Here is a 16,363-nt window from a genome sequence, read left to right as displayed (position 1 = left end):
AAGTCGGGCGAGGGACTTTGAATCTAGCTCCCCTTCTCCCGTTTTTGGGAGAAGGGGTTGGGGGATGAGGGTCAACTTGCGAAACTGGGATGCTCCCTGACGTTCAGACATTGTCTTTACCAAGAATCGAGGCTGTCTAACGTTCCCAACCACCCGCCGCCGACAGCCTCAAAGTCTAACCGATAACCTCTCGGCGAATGATACCAGTCCAACATCTCTAGCCGTTGCCTAGTCGTGGCAATTTGGCTCATGATCTTCCAGATTCCATTAGCCCTGGAAAGTATTTCCCAAACCGTAAGCGGGAAACCCAAGATGGTTATTATCCAGGGAAAACTCCAGCCCTTAAGTCAGGCTAGCGCCATCGACTGCCCTTGAGAAGAGGTACCCCTGCCCATATTCACAGCCCATCTCCTGCAGAATATCGAGCTGTTGGGAGGTTTCGATGCCCTCGGCGGTAACAGCCATGCCCAGGGTATGGCAAAGACCGATCATGGCGCGTACAATTTCTAGCTGTTCGGGGTTAGTATCAATGTCTTGCACAAAGGAACGATCGATTTTGACGATATCGATCGGGAACTGGTGGAGATAGCTAAACGACGAATAGCCGGTGCCAAAATCATCTAGGCAGATTTGGACATTGAGCTGCTTAAGCCGCTTGATTATGGCGGTTGCCTCTTTGGCGTTTTCAATCAACACGCTTTCGGTAATTTCTAGCTTTAAATAGTGGCCGCTCAGCCCCGTGTCTTGCAAGATACCGGCAACGGTATCTACCAAATTTTTTTGGGCAAAGTGTTTGCTCGACAGGTTGACGTTGATGGACATCGTCAGGGGTGGAATGGGGCGGTTGACTTGCACCAGGCGACCCTCGGCCCAAACCCAGTTCCCAAGCCCTCGCTGTTGCCAGGTTTGCATCTGTAGGCAGGCTTGGCGCAACACCCATTGGTCGATGGTGGTGATGATCCCTATCTCTTCAGCCAGGTGAATGAACTGGTCAGGATGTACCATCGTTCCGCTGGGCTTTTGCCAGCGCACTAGGGCTTCGAGGCTAGTGACCTCGTGGGTGGCCAGCGAGACAATGGGCTGGTAATGCACCTGGAGTTCGTTGTGGGTAATGGCATAGCGCAGGTCATGCTCGCGCTCCATCATCTCTCGGGCCTGAATGTGCATGACCGTATCGAACAATTCGTAGTCGCCCCGCCCCCGCGCCTTGACCCGGTACATGGCGATATCGGCATTACGCAGTAGATCGGCGGGCTCTTCGTAGGGGATTGAACTCATCACAATGCCAATGCTGGCTGTGACTACGAGCTCGCGATCGCTCATGGTGAAGGGCTTTTTTAGTTCGTCTAAGATGCGCTCAGCGGTGCGGCAGGACATAGTCACATCGGTCACATCGTCTAGCAGGATGGCAAATTCGTCGCCACCAATGCGGGCCACGGTATCCATAGCGCGCAGACAGGTCTGCAATCGTTGGGCCACGTCGATCAGGAGCTGATCGCCGAGCAGGTGCCCAAGGGTGTCGTTGATGGTTTTGAAGCGATCGAGATCGAGCAGCATGACCACGAAGCTAACAGCAGGCGATCGCTGGTGTCGATCGATCGCCTGCTGCAGACGGTCTAAAAACAGGGTGCGGTTGGGCAACTGGGTGAGGTCATCGTGTAGAGCGATGTGCGCGAGATGCGCTTCCATGCGGCGCTGTTCGGTGCTGTCGCGCACCACCATAACTGCACCCTCGGCCCGGCCTCGGTCGTTGTAGATGGGGGCACTACTGTCTACGACGGGGGTTTCGGTTCCCATTCTAGCGCGCAGCAGCACGAGCTCTTGTCGAGATACGACCCTATCTTCTTCTAGGGATTTTAGCAGCGGGTTGTCGATCAGCTTGCGGGTGACCTCGTCAATAAAATGAAACACCTCGGCGGGCGATCGCCCCACGGCCTCGGCTTGCGACCAGCCGGTGAGAGCCTCGGCCACCGGGTTGATAAACTTAATCAGGCCATTGGTGTCGCTGGCGGCGATGCCTTCGCTGATGCTGTTGAGCACGGCAAGCAGCCAGCGGCGATTTTCTTTAATGGTTTGATCGAGCTGGTGTTTATAGATGGCAATTTCAATATTGGCGCTCAGCTCTCGGGCCTCAAAGGGTTTGAGAATGTAGCCAAAGGGGGTAGTCAGGCTGGCCCGTTTAAGGGTTTCTTCATCGGCGTAGGCGGTCAAATAAATAATTGGAATATCCAGGGTTTTAGTGATTTCAGTAGCGGCATCAATGCCGTCTAGAGACTCATTCAGGTGAATATCCATCAAGATCAGATCGGGGCGCAGCGCCAGGGCGGTTTGAATAGCCGCCTCGCCCGAAGTGACAATCTCAGGCACACCGTAGCCTAGCTCAATCAGGGTCGCCTGGAGATCCATGGCAATTACAACTTCATCTTCTACGACCAGAATGGTCTTTTTTTCCATAGGAACCTACACAGGAAAGGTGATGTGAAAGGCAGAGCCGACGGGTTGGGGCGAAACGACGACACTCCCTTTAATCTGTTTAGATAGATTTTGCACCAGACTCAGCCCCAAAGACGACATATGCTGCAAATCAAAGTCGTCGGGTAGGCCCACCCCGTTGTCTTGTACCCGCAGAGAAATTTGGTGCTCGGGGCTCACCGATAAGAGGATGGCAATTTCGCCAGATCTCCCGCCAGGAAAGGCGTATTTAAGCGAATTGGACATCAGCTCGGTGAGCATGAGGCCGCAGGGCAGGGCAGTTTCAATGTCTAAACTATAGGGTTCAATCTCTAGCCGCAGGGTGATGTGGTGGCCGCTAGCGCGATAGGTTTCGAGCAGGCTATAGGCCAGACTTTGGATGTAGTCGGCCAGATCGATGCGGGCTAAGTCTGGGGATTTGTAGAGCTTTTCGTGCACTAGGGCCATGGCCCTGATCCGGCTTTGGCTATCGCGCAGTACCGATAGAGCCGCCGGGTCAGACACGTTGCGAGACTGGAGGTTGAGCAGGCTGTAGATCACTTGGAGATTATTTTTGACGCGGTGATAGATCTCTTTGAGCAGCAGCTCTTTTTCTTTGAGCGAAGCCTGAAGCTTGGCCTCAGACTCTTTGCGATCGCTAATGTCTTGCTGCACGGCCACCATGACTGTGCCATATTCCGCGTGAGCAAAGATTGTGGTGGTGGCACTACACCAAAATGGCGTGCCGTCTTTTTTGACGTTGTACACCTCGTAGGTGACCTCTTGGTTGTCTAAAACTGCCCGACGAATGACTTGGTTGACGGCTTCAGCACTGACGGTGTCGGTGGCATAATTGACAACCGACACATGTTGCCCATCTAGCTCACCGGGTTCGTAGCCAAACATTTGCTCAAACTTGCGGTTGGCATAGGCAATGATGCCATTGTCGGCCCTGACCACGCAAACACCCTCGGCCATGTTGCGGGTAATGACCGCCTGAAATTCTTGAATTTGCTCGGCCTTTTTGCGATCGCTAATGTCAATAATCACCCCTAACATGCGAATCGGCTGTTGGTCTGCGTCATACAGGCCGCGCCCTCGGCCCACCAGCCACCGCAGGGTACCGTCGGGGTGAAACACCCGGTACTCGGTTTCGTAATCGGTGTGCTGGTGTAGAGCATCTTGCAGAGCCTGCTCCACACGAGCTAAATCATCGGGGTGAATGGCGCTGCGCCAGCTTTGGTAGGGATCGGCAGTGGTGGGAGGGTCGAGGCCCAGCAGCTTAAAGTGGTTGTCATTCCAGATCACGGTATCCTGACGAAGATCCCAGTCCCAGGTGCCAATGTGGGTAAAGTCAATGGTGAGCCGCAGTTGTTCTTCGCGGCGGGACAGGATCTCCTCAGCCTGCTTGCGATCGGTAATGTCTTCGACAATGTACGAAAACTGCGATCGCCCGCTGGAGCTTACCGCAATCGGGCAGACGCTCCCCGACAGCCAACGCCCCCCCTCAAGCTCGCTCTGATGGTACTCAAACCGCACCGGGGCCTGGGTGCGCTCGGCCTCGCGGTAGTAAGTGATCCAGCGCTCGATGGTGGCTGCAGGCACCCCCAAGTCGCTAGACAACCGATGTCGCATGGCCTGGGAAGTGGTGCCAAAAAACTCGGCAGCGGCCCCATTGTCAGACAGGTGCAAAATATCGCTGTGGTGCAGCTCGACAATGCCCATGGGCATAGGGGCACTGTCAAAAAAGCTGCGCAGGGTTGATTCACTCTGCTGCAAATCATCATTGAGCCGGCGCAGCTCGGTGGTGCGCTCGTCCACCCGCTGCTCAAGCTCGGCCTTAGCCTGACGTAGGTCTACTAGAGCCCGTTGACGCTCAACTTCAAGGCGTTTGCGCTCGGTCACCTCTTCGCAGACAGTGCTGATGCCAATGATGCGATCGCCATCTTTGAGGGGCCAGAAACTCTCGACCCAGGTACGCTGCACCCCGGGCTGAGCCGGGGTATCGCCGCTGATTTCTATGTTCAGCAGCGGTTCACCCGTTTCTAAAATCGGGCGCAGCATCGCTTCGGCCTGGTCAGCCAAGTTGGGCAACAGCTCTCGAATAGTGCGGCCCAGATGCGCCTCTATCGATAGCCCATTCATTTCCGCCAACTTTTGGTTAACTCGCACAAAGCGCAGCTCCCGATCTAGCACGTTGAGGCCAATGGGGGCCGACTGATAGATGGTTTCAATCTCGACCAACTGCTCCTGCAACTGCTCCTGTTGCGACTTTAGACTGGCCTCAAAGCGTTGACGAGCGCTAATATCAGTCAACAGCACCACCGCCCCGAGCCGTTGGTTGTCTACATCCGCCAGGGGGTGAGCGCTGAGAATGAAACTTAAGTGCTGCCCCTGCGGAGCTTGTAGCTCGACCTCAAGCCCTTGAATGCGATCGCCCCCCAGGATAGTGGCAAGCGCAAAGGGAGCCTGAGCCCCCGCGCCAGGTTCAACCGGGGTAGTGTCTTGGTCCTCTGGGGACATCGATGGAGCCGCAGCAGGCACAAGGCCCAATCGATCAAAGGGTTGCCCGAGCAGTTTTTGCCCCCAGAGTTCACAGGCCACCTGACTCGCCCGAATAATGATGCCATCCGCATCGCAGACTAGGATAGCCTCACCCGCCTGCTCTAGGATGAACCGAGATAGCCGCTCCGCCGCCAAGGTCTCTTCGTGACGTTTTTGTTGGGTGAGGTCGGTAATGACCAGACAGGTCATCAACGTTTCATTCATGTTGAGTGAGCTGATCGTAATATAGACCGGAATTTCAACGGCACTGGAGGAAATCAGAAATAGCTCCAGGGTATCGTTTTCCTTCTGGGCCGCTGCTCCGGTTCGCGATTGAAACAGCAGGCTGTCTTGCAGCGATAGAAACTGCTGAAAATGAGCGCCGATCAGTTGCTCTAGGGGCCGCTCTAACAAATCGGCCAGGCTTTGATTGCCGTATAAGATCAACCCTTCAGCCGATAAAATAGCTGCGCCCTGCTGCATTTCTTCGACCAACAGCCGATAGGATTGGTCAGCGGTTTGCAGGGTAAAAATGCGGGGCCCGTCTGGGGTTGAAACCACTAGCGCATCGACTTCGCCACTCTGGATCGCGCGCAGAGTATCTTCGCTGGCGGTCAGGCGATCGCGTAGGGACTGAATTTCGGCTAACAGCTCGGCTTTGGTTTTATCACTATCTCGTTCATTGCCCATAGGTTAACCCACAGAACGTGTTTTAGTTGGGGTGATGACAGGCTTAGCCCTTCCCATTTTAGTTGAGGTGATGGCAGGCTTAGCCCTTCCCCAATCGTCACTCCTTCGGGATCAGGTCTAAGCCCTTCAAGACTTTTTCGGTGTCAGACAGGTCGCCCACAATGTGTCGCAGGGGCAATGGCAACTGTTTGACCAGCGTGGGAATCGCCACGATATTATCGGCTCCGAGTGCCGACGGTGCCTGGTAGATATCAATGACCTCTAGCTCATAGCGCCCTTGCAAATGGGTTTCACAAAGAGATTTGAGCCGTTCTAGGGCCTGAATCGATCGCGGGGTAGCACCAGCCACAAACAACCGCAGGAGGTAGTGTTGCTGTTCATCATGGGCGATCGCCTGCTCAAAACTAGCCGTTAGGGCGGCGCTTTCTTCGGGCAACACAGCCTGGTCTGGGAGCAGCTTGTTCATGGGGTCTTGGGGCAAGTCATTTACCATAACATTCACGTTGAGTGGTCACGTTTAAGGGTTGCTACTATCCATAGCTGCTTTGTTTCCTCCTGACCGAATGTCAAGCCCCACAATGACTTTCTCTTGGTTAGATAAATCGCCAATAATTTGCCGAATTGGGGGAGGCAGTCGCCGCACTAGGGTAGGAATCGCCAAAATTTTGTCTTGCTGAGCCAGCTCTGGGTGCTGCAAGAGATCAACAATTTCAATGCGGTACTGATTTGGCATATATTCCTCACACAGCCGCTTTAAATTGGCAAAGGCCGTCACCGATTTGGGGGTTTGCCCAGCGACATACAGGCGCAGTTGCCAGAGTTCGGGTTCCGCCTGGTTCGGTTGGTTCGCTTGCGTCATGGTAGGGGTTCTCATAGTTTCAGTAGGGTCAGCAGAGGGTTGAAACGCAACGGGTAAGGCTAGTCAGCCTGACGCAGCTGGGCGATGGTCGCTTGGTCGCGCTGCGCCCCGGCTTCGTAGAGGCGCTCTTCTTCTAAAAGGTGGTCAACCTCAGCGGTTTCCGCCTCTATCTGGAGCTGGAGCATAGCCAGCTGAGCCTGAGTGGCTTGGCGCTGTTGTTCGAGCTGTCGCCGCCGCGCGGCCACCTGCTGCTGCCGCTCGACCCGCGCTTTGTCGTCGGCGACCTCTTGGATAGCCCGCGCCGTGCCCACCAAAACCTGCCCCTGTCCCAAATAGACGCTCACCAGCTCAATACCCTGGCTGGTAAGGCGAAACTCACGCACCTGGTTAGAGTGGCCCATACCGCGAGATTTAAGCACCTGCAGCAGCCGATTGCGTTCCCCATTGTGCTCAACCGAGCGCACCTCCAGCCAGGTATCCATCAGCGATGAGATGCCAATCTCGGTATGCTCTAGCGGCATATCGGCAGCGATCAAATTGGTCATGACTACAGTAATTTGCCGCGCCTTGAGGTGATCAATCAGCCGCATAAAGAACGATTTGGTTTGCAGCAGGCTGCCGGTCGACGTCAGATTGCTAATGGGGTCAATCACCACGGTGGTAGGTTGCCAGGTGCTGAGCCAGCGATGAATCTGCACTAGGTGCTGCTCTAGGCTATGGTTGGTGGGTCGCAGGGCTTGAATGTGCAGCAAATCCTGCTGGATATAGGGGTCTAGATCTAACCCCACCGATCGCATATTGCGCAAAATTTGCTGGGGTGCTTCTTCAAAGGCGATATAGAGACAGCGATCGCCCCGCTGACAGGTGGCGGCGGCAAAATGTGCGGCAAGGGTGCTCTTGCCGGTGCCCGCCATGCCGGTCATTAAGACGCTGCTGCCGCGATAGTAGCCCTTGCCACCCAGCATGGTGTCGAGCTGGGCAATGCCGGTGGGAATGCGATCGCTAGACACCGCATGGTTGAGCCCCACCGAGGTAATCGGCAGCACAGACAGACCATCTTGATCAATCAGAAATGGATATTCGTTGCTGCCGTGGTGCGAGCCGCGATATTTGATAATTTGCAGCCGTCGGGTCGAGAGTTCTTCGTGGGTGCGCTGGTCGAGGCGAATCACGCAGTCAGAGACATATTCTTCGAGCCCCTGACGGGTGAGGCTGCTCTCGCCCCGCTCGCCCGTGATAATGGCCGTCACCCCTTTGGCCTTGAGCCAGTGAAACAGACGACGCAGCTCGGCCCGCACAATAGTTACATTGGACAGCCCCGCAAACAGCACCTCAATGGTGTCGAGCACAACCCGCTTAGCTCCAATGCGATCGATCGCTAGGCCGAGGCGAATAAAAATGCCCTCTAGATCGTAGTCGCCGGTTTCTTGAATTTCGCTGGGGTCAATGTAAAAACAGTCAATGGCGATCTGGTTATCAGCTATCAGTTGATTGATATCCCACCCCAGAGAGGCCACATTTTGAGCCAGCTCCTCAGCCGTTTCCTCAAAGGCGATAAATACCCCCGGCTCACCGTACTGGGTTGCGCCCCGCACCAAAAACTCCATGGCCAGCAGCGTTTTGCCACAGCCCGCCGAGCCACACACCAAGGTAGGGCGGCCCTGAGGCAACCCCCCATCGGTAATCTCGTCGAGCCCCTGAATGCCGGTTGGGCATTTGGCTAGCTGCACATATTGCGGTGCGATCGCGCTATAGGTTTGAATCATACATAAACCTAATCTCTAGCCGAATCAATAAACGAATGATAGATTGTAAACCCCCTGGGCTCTTGTCCTTTATTAAGGAATGCATCGAATCATGAATAAACAACAATAAAAACGAGATTTAAGCTCTAGAGCTGCAACCAAAATTAAGTAAACAAATAATACAAGACTGATCTATGCCAGAGGAATAGCTGAAAGCTTTGCCCTGTAAAAATTATAGCAATTTTAAGTCGTAAACCTAAGGTTCTAGGTAGCGAATGACGGGGTTCTATGGCAAACCATACAAACGGACATGAAACCCCATTTTCTTACCTGGAATTTAGGCGGTGATTCCGAAGATTGGGTGGATGAAAGAGACCTGTCCTATCCCATCATGGCGATCGATAGTCGGAACCTGCCCTTTAGTGACCATGACCTCCAATTTTTTGTTGGGCGGTATCACTAGCGGATCAGTTGCTCGATAACGTGCGTACATCTCTCATCTAAGCAACATCCACTCGAACATGCTCAGCAATACGTCGAAGATGCTTGCCAAAGATGATGGAACAGGCATCTGCCGTCCCACTAATAGACGATTCCCTAACCATCGCGTTAGCTATGATGGGTCTACACAATAGGGATAAGTCGAAGATGCCGCAGAAAGTGGTTCGGTGTCAGCAATGTGGGGAAGTGATTAGCGATCGCCGCAACCTTGTCGTTGTGGGGCGCGGGCTGCATCCGCTTCATTATCAGTGTGCAGCCGCCTATGCTGGGCAGTTTCCCTGGTATCGCAAACCGGGTTGGCCCATTAATCGGTGGTGGTCATTTTTATTGTTTAACAGCTTACTACTAGCGCTGATTGGGGTCATTCACGGATTGATTTTGCCGCTGTCTACATCTCAGTGGGATAATTTTTGGAAAATAATGATGGTCATGAATGTTGGACTGCTTGCGGCTCGACTCACCAGCTACTTTAGCCTAGAGCGTCATGTGCCGTATTCATCCCGCTATCGCCGATCCTCTAAATAGTTGTGCGTTAGGAATGAGCCAGATCATGCAAAAGTTCTCCAATTGAGGGCAACTTGACTTATCCAAACTTTTGGCCACAATAGAGCGATCGCTCTATTATTCTAATCAACCGACCTTAATTTCCAGAGATACTGTGAATATTAGAGCATGGGCGATTACGCTAGGTTCTGTTTGAAAGCTATGACCACAGCATGATAGAAGCTAGAGTCAGCATAGCGAGATAATTCTCAGCCTTCTTCTCGTAGCGGGTTGCAATGCAAGGAATTTATCGCCCAGAACGGTTTAGAGATCCTGGTTGCAGTATTCTAGCCATTCTGATCATATGCGACCGTACATAAGTCATATCCAAGTCATACCGTCCTTGCCACAACTCAAACCTGTACGCCGATCGCCCCCTGCAACGATAGAACTATCGGAACTGCACCGCCGCCACAAGGCCATTCCTAGATTGGAGGCAATAGGGCAGTTCTGACGATCGCTTTCAATGAGGTGAGGACAAATCAAATGACGACCATTTATGTGGCGCAACCCGAGACTGAGCTAAGGGTGCGATCGCCCTCTGGCAGAACAATCACCCTGTAGGTTAGGGCATTTCCTTGTTTAGACGCCCAGCTCAGCAAGACGTCTAAACGATGATTGAGTTTTACTTTTCCTTCCCTTGAGATAGATCGTTCCGTTAGGGATCGCTAGGGATTGGTTGACGGCTGGGCAGACAAGGCACCGTTGGGATCGAGGGGATTAAACGACCAGACCGCCAAAATGGTGGACACTCCACCACTGCTGGCCGGCGCAAGGTTGAGATAAAAGAAGAGTTCACCGTCTTCGGTTTTGAGTGCGTACAGATCACCGCCGCCATAACCGGGTTCAACCGGTTCAAAGGTAATGCCAGCTTGCTGATACCGGCTCTCTAGCGCCTGATACACATCATCAATGCGGCGATCGTTAAGCCAACGAAATTCATTAATTCCTTCCCGGCGATCGCCATTGGCATCAAAAAATGCATCGGGTTCGGCCACATCCTGCGGTCGCGGCACAATCCCCATTGCCGTTACATCGCCATCCAAATTGGCCAAGTTCGAGACAAACTGCTGTCGAGGAACCGTGGGATCAAACGGTGGAGTAGGGTCAGTAGGTTCAGGCGATTCGGTAGGTTCAGGTGATTCACTGGGTTCGGTCGAATCGGGTGCCGCGCTGGCCGTTTCGGGTGGCGTAGTGGATGCAGGAGCGGATGACTGGGGTTCGGGTTCCGGTGCAGGTGTCGGTTGTGGTTCAGGTTCTGGTTCTGGCTCCGGTTCCGGTTCCGGAGGGGGAGACGCCGATAAACTTGCTAAAGCAATAATGTCTTCTGGTGTTTCCGGTTCTTCCAAAACAACCGGTTCTTCTGGCAAGGGCATGACCAGTACAGCGGTGTGGACTGCCGCTGAAATCACAAACATGGGGTGGTACAGAAGCCGCCAGATTAGAGGATGCGTTTGTGGGGCCATGGTTTAGAAAATGGTAGTGGTATTCCCGTAAGGATTTTGGGTGGTGTGGGCATTGCCACCACCCAAAATCCTTATCAATCAAGGACTACCTAGAAAATAAGTTGGAGCAGGTTCACAAACCGCCCCAACAATGAACGTGTGGATGAGTTCTTTATTGTTTAGACGCTTCGCTCCGCAAAGCGTCTAGCCTTTTGGCTTGATCCTGCTTACCCTTGCTTGGGCAATCCTAGATAACTCATCTATAGCAATCCCAAATGAGTTGCAAATGGGAATGGGCGTTGTGAGAAGGAGTCCTAACCAGAATAGCTATTGCCATAACAGCAGGCGCTGTGGAAGAGGTTCCGTAGAAACCCCTTCCACAGCCCAAGTAAGATAGCTAGATGTATCCCTAAACATCCTGGTTAGGACAGTTTTTGTTTGGGGTGTATCCCAATTCTATACATTAGAGGAGCATTCGCGTCCTAATCCACCGGGGTCAGGGTTCGTTCTAAGCCCATGACGATTTCAATGTCTTGACCGCTGGTTTCTTGCTGGTAGACCGTTCCTGCTACCCGCTCATCCACTAAGGTTTGAGCCATCTCGTAGGCTTCAGCGGATAACGGGACGTAGCCAACAAAGGGAACAACGCTGGGAGCACTGCTGATGTAGTAGTTAACAAAGGCTTCAACTTCTGGGCGCTCTAGGGCATCGGTTCGCACATAGATGAACACCGGGCGTGAGAGGGGGGTATAGGTTCCGTTGTTGACACTTTGAGGCGTGGGGGCAACGGGGCCATTGCCAGAATCAATGGCAACAGAACGGAGGGATGACCGATTTTCTTGGTAGTAGGAAAAGCCAAAGTATCCGATCGCTCCGTCATTCTGTTGGACACCAACGACCAAAATATTGTCGTCTTCGCTAGCTGTGTAATCTCCCCGGCTTGCTCCTTCTTCTCCCACAATTTCATCGGTGAAGTAATCAAAGGTTCCAGAATCTGAACCGGGGCCAAACAGGAGCAGTTCTTGATCGGGCCAGCTTGGATCAATTTGGTTCCAGCTTGTAATAACGCCTTCTGCCGCTGGCTCCCAAATTTGTTGGAGTTGCTCAACGGTCATTTCGGTGACCCAAGTGTTGGCTGGGTTAACAACAACGGTGAGGGCATCATAGGCAACGGGAATTTCAACATATTCGATACCAGCAGCAGCGCAGGCAGCCATCTCTTCGGGTTTGATGGGGCGTGATGCACCACTAATGTCTATTTCGCCGCCGCAGAACTTGGCGAATCCGCCACCGGTTCCAGACACCCCAACGACCACATTGGCATCGTAGGTGCTCATGAATTCTTCTGCCATAGCTTCGGAGATTGGATACACGGTGCTGGAACCGTCAAGCTGAATCAGAGGAACTTGGGCGATCGCGGTCAAGGAGGTTAACCCAAGGGTGGTTAATGCGGTTGCTGCCATCGTTGCGATGAAGCGGTTTGTCTTAGAGCGTTGAGAATTCACTACCATGGGTATACTCCGCAGTGCTATGGATCTAAATCAACAGTGCCACTGAGAGAATACTGATTTAAGGTTAAGAGAATGGCTTAGAATTGGCGATCAATGTGTTATCAAAAGATTGTTTTTTGGTTAAGGCAACTGTTGAAAATTAATCCATAGTGTTGGTTGTGCAGGGGTGTTTGGGCTTGAATTTTAGATCGTGATATTCCCATAAGAATTTTGGGTGATGTAGGCGACATCTACACCACCCAAAATTCTTGCCCATAGAGGACAACTGAATTTTAGATATTTTGAAAACAAGAATCTTCTAAATAGTTTCTATCTGGTTTATTAAGTTTAGAACATGATATTCGAGGTCATAATGCTTGGCTTTTCAGGTGTTAATGTACCAGGAATACATTGAAACGTCATGTTATTTGATGCTAACGACAAAGCCTCAATCAATGAAGCCTCGATCAACAAGGCGTTTTACGGAGCCTGAGTTGCCATCCCAACCCGATCGCCCCCAATATCTCGAAGCGATCGCAGCACGACAAGAACATCACGATAGGGTAAAGATTCATCTGCTTTGAGAATGACTGTCCCCTCTGGATGTTGAGCGAGATAGGTTTGTGCAAGTTGAGTCATTTCTGAAGATGAAACCTGTTGTGAATCAATCATCAATTGCCCTTGATTTGTTAAGCCAATGACCAAGGGTTCAGCATCCGGATTTGCCTCAGTAGCTTCACTGGCATCCCCACCCATCGGTAGGCTAACATTCGGAATTTGTTGACCCGTTAATGTCATGGAAATAATGATGAAAAAGGTTAGCACCGTCATCAAAACATCCAGCATGGGGACAAGATTGACCTCTGGAAGTCCTTGGGGGCGAGTTCGACGCGATCGCATAGTTTTCTCCTAATCGATAGCGAGGGAGACGCGATCGCCACCGACCGCTTTCAGTGCCTCCAACGTGGTGAGGACATCGCTGTAGGGCAGTTGCTCATGGGCCTGAAAAACAACCTGCCCGTCTGGAGATTCATCCAGGTATCGCATCATCAGCCGTTCTAACTCTCCTTGGGAGCGGATGCGATCGCGGTTGGCCATAAACTGCCCCTGGGCATCCATTTCAACGAGGAGCGGTTCGGTGGGTGGGCGGCCAGCCGCTAGGTTACTGGGCAACGGAACCTCAACCGCTTGCTGCGCCGTGAGGGACATGGTAATCAACGCAAAAAACGCCAGAATTCCCATCATGACGTTCAGCATGGGAATCAGGTTAATCTCTGGAATGCCGGAGGGGCGCTGTTGTCTAAACCGCATAGTCGCGTTCGCTATCGGATGGGGATGCCTCAACGGGGTGAGGTGCGATCGCCCGTGGCAGACGGTCTCCAGAGAAATAGGACGGCTCATACCAGACTTGGCGATAGATGAGCTCTAGTTCGCTCCCGGCATCGGAAAAGTATTCCATTTGCTGAGCTTGCAGCGATACAAAAACGCGGTAAACCAGCAGCGCCAAAATAGCGACTATCATGCCGGCGGCGGTTGTAATTAGTGCTTCTCCAATCCCAGCCGCCGCTTTTGTGGCTTCAGCGGTCGTTCCACCACCACCGACGTTCAGACTGCTAAACGTGGCGATAAGACCGGTAACGGTTCCGAGTAGCCCTAGCAATGGCGCGATCGCCACCACCGTTTCCAGTAATTTATCGCCCTTGTGCATCTGGGCAAATTCGCGATCGCCCGCCGTTTCTAGGGCCAGCCGAAAGGTTTCGGGGGTAGGGTAGTGGAGCTTTAGGGGAGCCAGCAAAAAACGTCCAATGGGTAAGTATTGCGAATGTTCGGCGATCGCCCTTGCGTCATCCAGATCGTGCTGGCTCGCATCCAAGACATCATGGACGATACGATCTTCCTGGCTGAGTAGCCGAAACCAAAACCAGAGGCGATCTAACGCACAAGACAACGTCAGTACCGATAACAACAACAGCGGCCACATGACAGGGCCACCGCGCAAAAATAGATCGTAAAGGGTTGTCATAAGGGCGGCTGGTGAGGTGGAAACCGGATGGAAAGAGACAGAAACAACGGCACCTAACCAATACAGTTCGGTGAATGAAGTCCGATGGATGGCACCGTAACACCATGACTGGGCATCATTGCTTGAATTCTACCGAAGCGATCGCGGTTTTCCATGTATTACAGCCGACACTGTAATCTACGCGACCGGAATCGCGGTTATTCAACGCCCCTCGTTGTTGACATCGCCTTGATGTCCCGGCCTGGGGCGGAAGAGATCCAGTTGGATCTGATCCTGGATTAAGGACTCGTCTGACCTAATCGAGAGTTTTCTGGCGGCGAACAAGCCAGTCGCACTGGTCTGCCATGCGCCGGGCGTGCTGCGCCACGTGAAGACCGCCGAGGGTCGGCCGCTGGTTGAGGGCAAGCAGGTGACCGGTTTCACGAACAACGAGGAAGCTGCTGTCGGACTGACCGAGGTGGTGCCGTTCCTCATGGAGGACGAGCTGAAGGCCAAGGGCGGCATCTATCTGAATGGTGCGGACTGGGCACCCTACGTCGTGGAGGACGGCCTGCTGATCACCGGACAGAATCCGGCTTCGTCAGCCCCAGCCGCTCAGCGTCTAGTTGCCCGCGATCGCCATCCCCAAGCAGGAGAGTAGCCGCATCGGTCGCTGAGTAGCGATACAACTGGCTGAGGTGGGCGACAAACCCATCGGTCTCGTGTGGCGATCAGCAAGGGGATGGGTGCGTTGGCCATTGACTCGACGGCGGCGAAACATCTTGCGCAAGAATTTGACAAAACACCCTAAGAATCTGAAAGAAACCGAGCACTAGAACTTATTACATTTGAGCCTAAGTCAGATAAGAATCTAATGCGTTATTCCTAGGAGATTGCAATGCCTTACGTTACTGTCGGTCAAGAAAACTCTGCAACGATTGATCTCTACTACGAAGATCTGGGGACAGGTCAACCGATTGTTCTCATTCATGGATTTCCCCTCAACGGCCATTCCTGGGAAAAGCAGGTTTTGGTGCTGCTGGATGCAGGATATCGAGTGATTACCTACGATCGCCGAGGATTTGGTGCTTCTAGCCAACCCTCCTTTGGCTACGACTACGATACCTTTGCAGCAGATCTGAACGTGCTGATGACCAACCTTGACTTGCAGGATGCTGTGCTGGTCGGCTTCTCAATGGGAACTGGCGAAGTCACGCGCTACCTTGGCAAATATGGCTCAGAGCGGGTGCAAAAAGCCGTGCTGATGGCTCCCGTGCCACCCTTTTTGCTGAAGACCGATGATAATCCCGAAGGCGTTGATCAAAGCGTTTTCGATGGCATTATGAAAGCGATCGTTGAAGATCGTCCAGCCTACTTTTCTGCATTTTTCAGAGAATTCTTCAATGTGGATGTGCTGCTTGGTGACCGCATCAGCAATGAGGCGATTCAAGCCAGTTGGAATGTAGCAGCAGGGGCTTCTGCTAAAGGGACTTTGGACTGTGTACCATCCTGGCTCACCGATTTTCGTGATGATCTGCCCCGCATTGATGTACCAACCCTGATTATCCATGGCGATAGCGATCGCATTTTGCCGCTGGAGTCCACCGCTGCAAGACTGCCAAAGCTGATTAAAAACAGTAACCTTGTCATCATTCCTGGCGGGCCGCACGCCATCAACTGGACTCACGCTGATCAGGTCAATCCCGCGTTGCTGAACTTTCTTCAGCAGGAATAATCAGTAACTCGGCGCATGTCTGATACTGAATCCGCCTTGGCTAACCCCGGTTGGGCTAGGCAAACACCGTTTGCCCCTGAGCAAGTCGCCTGTTTGGAATCGGGGTTGTACGATTCGGATTCGGTATGACTAGGTTCTACACGCCGCTTGAGAGCAAGATTCCGGTGGTCTGCGCCGCAAATATCGGACGTGCCGTTACCCAAGCGATGACCGAAGCTTGGACGGGCAAGCGCATCATCGAACTGCACGGCACAGCAGATTATTAGACTTTATCGGAAATAGGAGAGAAGTCGCTGCCAGTCAACTGTATCTGTAGTTGTTTGGGATTAAGCGGCGGCTCTCAGACTCCGTTGCTTGG

14 protein-coding genes and 1 pseudogene are annotated in these 16,363 nt (G+C 52.8%); 5 read left to right on the top strand and 10 right to left on the bottom strand.

Annotated features, from left to right (window positions below):
* Positions 1-342: 342 nt before the first annotated feature.
* The 5 genes from JUJ53_RS01360 to kaiC all read right to left on the bottom strand — a co-directional run bounded on the left by JUJ53_RS01360 (position 343) and on the right by kaiC (position 8,310).
* A complete protein-coding gene (locus JUJ53_RS01360; RefSeq protein ID WP_204150189.1) occupies positions 343-2,454 on the bottom strand; it encodes a GGDEF domain-containing response regulator in 2,112 nt (703 codons plus the stop codon).
* A 6-nt stretch (positions 2,455-2,460) separates the two neighbouring features.
* Positions 2,461-5,685: a PAS domain S-box protein gene (locus JUJ53_RS01355; protein WP_204150188.1), complete on the bottom strand. Its 3,225-nt coding sequence runs from the start codon at positions 5,683-5,685 to the stop codon at positions 2,461-2,463.
* Between the two features lie 97 nt (positions 5,686-5,782).
* Positions 5,783-6,151: a circadian clock KaiB family protein gene (locus JUJ53_RS01350; RefSeq protein WP_204150187.1), complete on the bottom strand. Its 369-nt coding sequence runs from the start codon at positions 6,149-6,151 to the stop codon at positions 5,783-5,785.
* Positions 6,152-6,202: 51 nt separating this feature from the next.
* A complete protein-coding gene (locus JUJ53_RS01345) occupies positions 6,203-6,544 on the bottom strand; it encodes a circadian clock KaiB family protein (RefSeq protein ID WP_204150186.1) in 342 nt (113 codons plus the stop codon).
* 59 nt (positions 6,545-6,603) lie between these two features.
* Positions 6,604-8,310: a circadian clock protein KaiC gene (kaiC, locus tag JUJ53_RS01340; RefSeq protein ID WP_204150185.1), complete on the bottom strand. Its 1,707-nt coding sequence runs from the start codon at positions 8,308-8,310 to the stop codon at positions 6,604-6,606.
* 289 nt (positions 8,311-8,599) lie between these two features.
* Here kaiC and JUJ53_RS01335 point away from each other — a divergent pair, with 289 nt between their 5' ends.
* Both JUJ53_RS01335 and JUJ53_RS01330 read left to right on the top strand, forming a co-directional pair.
* Positions 8,600-8,752, top strand: coding sequence for a hypothetical protein (locus JUJ53_RS01335; protein WP_204150184.1), 153 nt, complete (start codon positions 8,600-8,602; stop codon positions 8,750-8,752).
* A 185-nt stretch (positions 8,753-8,937) separates the two neighbouring features.
* Complete coding sequence (locus JUJ53_RS01330) at positions 8,938-9,315, top strand: hypothetical protein (RefSeq protein WP_204150183.1); 378 nt, start codon at positions 8,938-8,940, stop codon at positions 9,313-9,315.
* A 686-nt stretch (positions 9,316-10,001) separates the two neighbouring features.
* Here the strand turns inward: JUJ53_RS01330 and JUJ53_RS01325 are convergent.
* The 5 genes from JUJ53_RS01325 to JUJ53_RS01305 all read right to left on the bottom strand — a co-directional run bounded on the left by JUJ53_RS01325 (position 10,002) and on the right by JUJ53_RS01305 (position 14,291).
* Positions 10,002-10,799: a hypothetical protein gene (locus JUJ53_RS01325; protein WP_204150182.1), complete on the bottom strand. Its 798-nt coding sequence runs from the start codon at positions 10,797-10,799 to the stop codon at positions 10,002-10,004.
* Between the two features lie 461 nt (positions 10,800-11,260).
* Positions 11,261-12,289, bottom strand: coding sequence for a PstS family phosphate ABC transporter substrate-binding protein (locus JUJ53_RS01320; RefSeq protein WP_204150181.1), 1,029 nt, complete (start codon positions 12,287-12,289; stop codon positions 11,261-11,263).
* A gap of 459 nt (positions 12,290-12,748) precedes the next feature.
* A complete protein-coding gene (locus tag JUJ53_RS01315; RefSeq protein WP_204150180.1) occupies positions 12,749-13,168 on the bottom strand; it encodes a biopolymer transporter ExbD in 420 nt (139 codons plus the stop codon).
* A gap of 9 nt (positions 13,169-13,177) precedes the next feature.
* Complete coding sequence (locus JUJ53_RS01310) at positions 13,178-13,579, bottom strand: biopolymer transporter ExbD (RefSeq protein ID WP_204150179.1); 402 nt, start codon at positions 13,577-13,579, stop codon at positions 13,178-13,180.
* Entirely contained in the window at positions 13,569-14,291 is a 723-nt protein-coding gene (locus JUJ53_RS01305; protein WP_204150178.1) for a MotA/TolQ/ExbB proton channel family protein, read from the bottom strand. Before JUJ53_RS01305 ends, JUJ53_RS01310 begins: the two co-directional genes overlap by 11 nt.
* A 295-nt stretch (positions 14,292-14,586) precedes the next feature.
* Between JUJ53_RS01305 and JUJ53_RS01300 the strand changes: the two are divergent.
* From JUJ53_RS01300 to JUJ53_RS01290, 3 genes and pseudogenes are all read left to right on the top strand, one after another.
* Positions 14,587-14,931: pseudogene (locus JUJ53_RS01300) on the top strand (type 1 glutamine amidotransferase domain-containing protein); the annotation flags it as partial.
* 237 nt (positions 14,932-15,168) lie between these two features.
* On the top strand, positions 15,169-16,005 hold the full coding sequence (locus tag JUJ53_RS01295) for an alpha/beta hydrolase (RefSeq protein WP_204150176.1): 837 nt from the start codon (positions 15,169-15,171) through the stop codon (positions 16,003-16,005).
* 125 nt (positions 16,006-16,130) lie between these two features.
* On the top strand, positions 16,131-16,271 hold the full coding sequence (locus JUJ53_RS01290) for a hypothetical protein (RefSeq protein ID WP_204150175.1): 141 nt from the start codon (positions 16,131-16,133) through the stop codon (positions 16,269-16,271).
* Positions 16,272-16,363 lie beyond the last annotated feature (92 nt).

Origin of the sequence: Leptolyngbya sp. CCY15150 (assembly GCF_016888135.1) — a bacterium.
GTDB lineage: Bacteria > Cyanobacteriota > Cyanobacteriia > RECH01 > RECH01 > RECH01.
Note: the sequence above shows the minus strand (reverse complement) of the source record. Positions and strands in the feature narration are given on the sequence as shown.

Excerpts from the sequence above, each read along its gene's own strand:
- JUJ53_RS01345 (WP_204150186.1), bottom strand. The coding sequence starts at position 6,544 with ATGACGCAAGCGAACCAACCGAACCAGGCGGAACCCGAACTCTGGCAA.
- JUJ53_RS01295 (WP_204150176.1), top strand. The coding sequence starts at position 15,169 with ATGCCTTACGTTACTGTCGGTCAAGAAAACTCTGCAACGATTGATCTC.
- JUJ53_RS01320 (WP_204150181.1), bottom strand. The coding sequence starts at position 12,289 with ATGGTAGTGAATTCTCAACGCTCTAAGACAAACCGCTTCATCGCAACG.
- JUJ53_RS01360 (WP_204150189.1), bottom strand. The coding sequence starts at position 2,454 with ATGGAAAAAAAGACCATTCTGGTCGTAGAAGATGAAGTTGTAATTGCC.
- JUJ53_RS01315 (WP_204150180.1), bottom strand. The coding sequence starts at position 13,168 with ATGCGATCGCGTCGAACTCGCCCCCAAGGACTTCCAGAGGTCAATCTT.
- JUJ53_RS01325 (WP_204150182.1), bottom strand. The coding sequence starts at position 10,799 with ATGGCCCCACAAACGCATCCTCTAATCTGGCGGCTTCTGTACCACCCC.
- JUJ53_RS01350 (WP_204150187.1), bottom strand. The coding sequence starts at position 6,151 with ATGAACAAGCTGCTCCCAGACCAGGCTGTGTTGCCCGAAGAAAGCGCC.
- JUJ53_RS01355 (WP_204150188.1), bottom strand. The coding sequence starts at position 5,685 with ATGGGCAATGAACGAGATAGTGATAAAACCAAAGCCGAGCTGTTAGCC.
- JUJ53_RS01335 (WP_204150184.1), top strand. The coding sequence starts at position 8,600 with ATGAAACCCCATTTTCTTACCTGGAATTTAGGCGGTGATTCCGAAGAT.
- JUJ53_RS01290 (WP_204150175.1), top strand. The coding sequence starts at position 16,131 with ATGACTAGGTTCTACACGCCGCTTGAGAGCAAGATTCCGGTGGTCTGC.
- JUJ53_RS01330 (WP_204150183.1), top strand. The coding sequence starts at position 8,938 with ATGCCGCAGAAAGTGGTTCGGTGTCAGCAATGTGGGGAAGTGATTAGC.
- JUJ53_RS01305 (WP_204150178.1), bottom strand. The coding sequence starts at position 14,291 with ATGACAACCCTTTACGATCTATTTTTGCGCGGTGGCCCTGTCATGTGG.
- JUJ53_RS01310 (WP_204150179.1), bottom strand. The coding sequence starts at position 13,579 with ATGCGGTTTAGACAACAGCGCCCCTCCGGCATTCCAGAGATTAACCTG.
- kaiC (WP_204150185.1), bottom strand. The coding sequence starts at position 8,310 with ATGATTCAAACCTATAGCGCGATCGCACCGCAATATGTGCAGCTAGCC.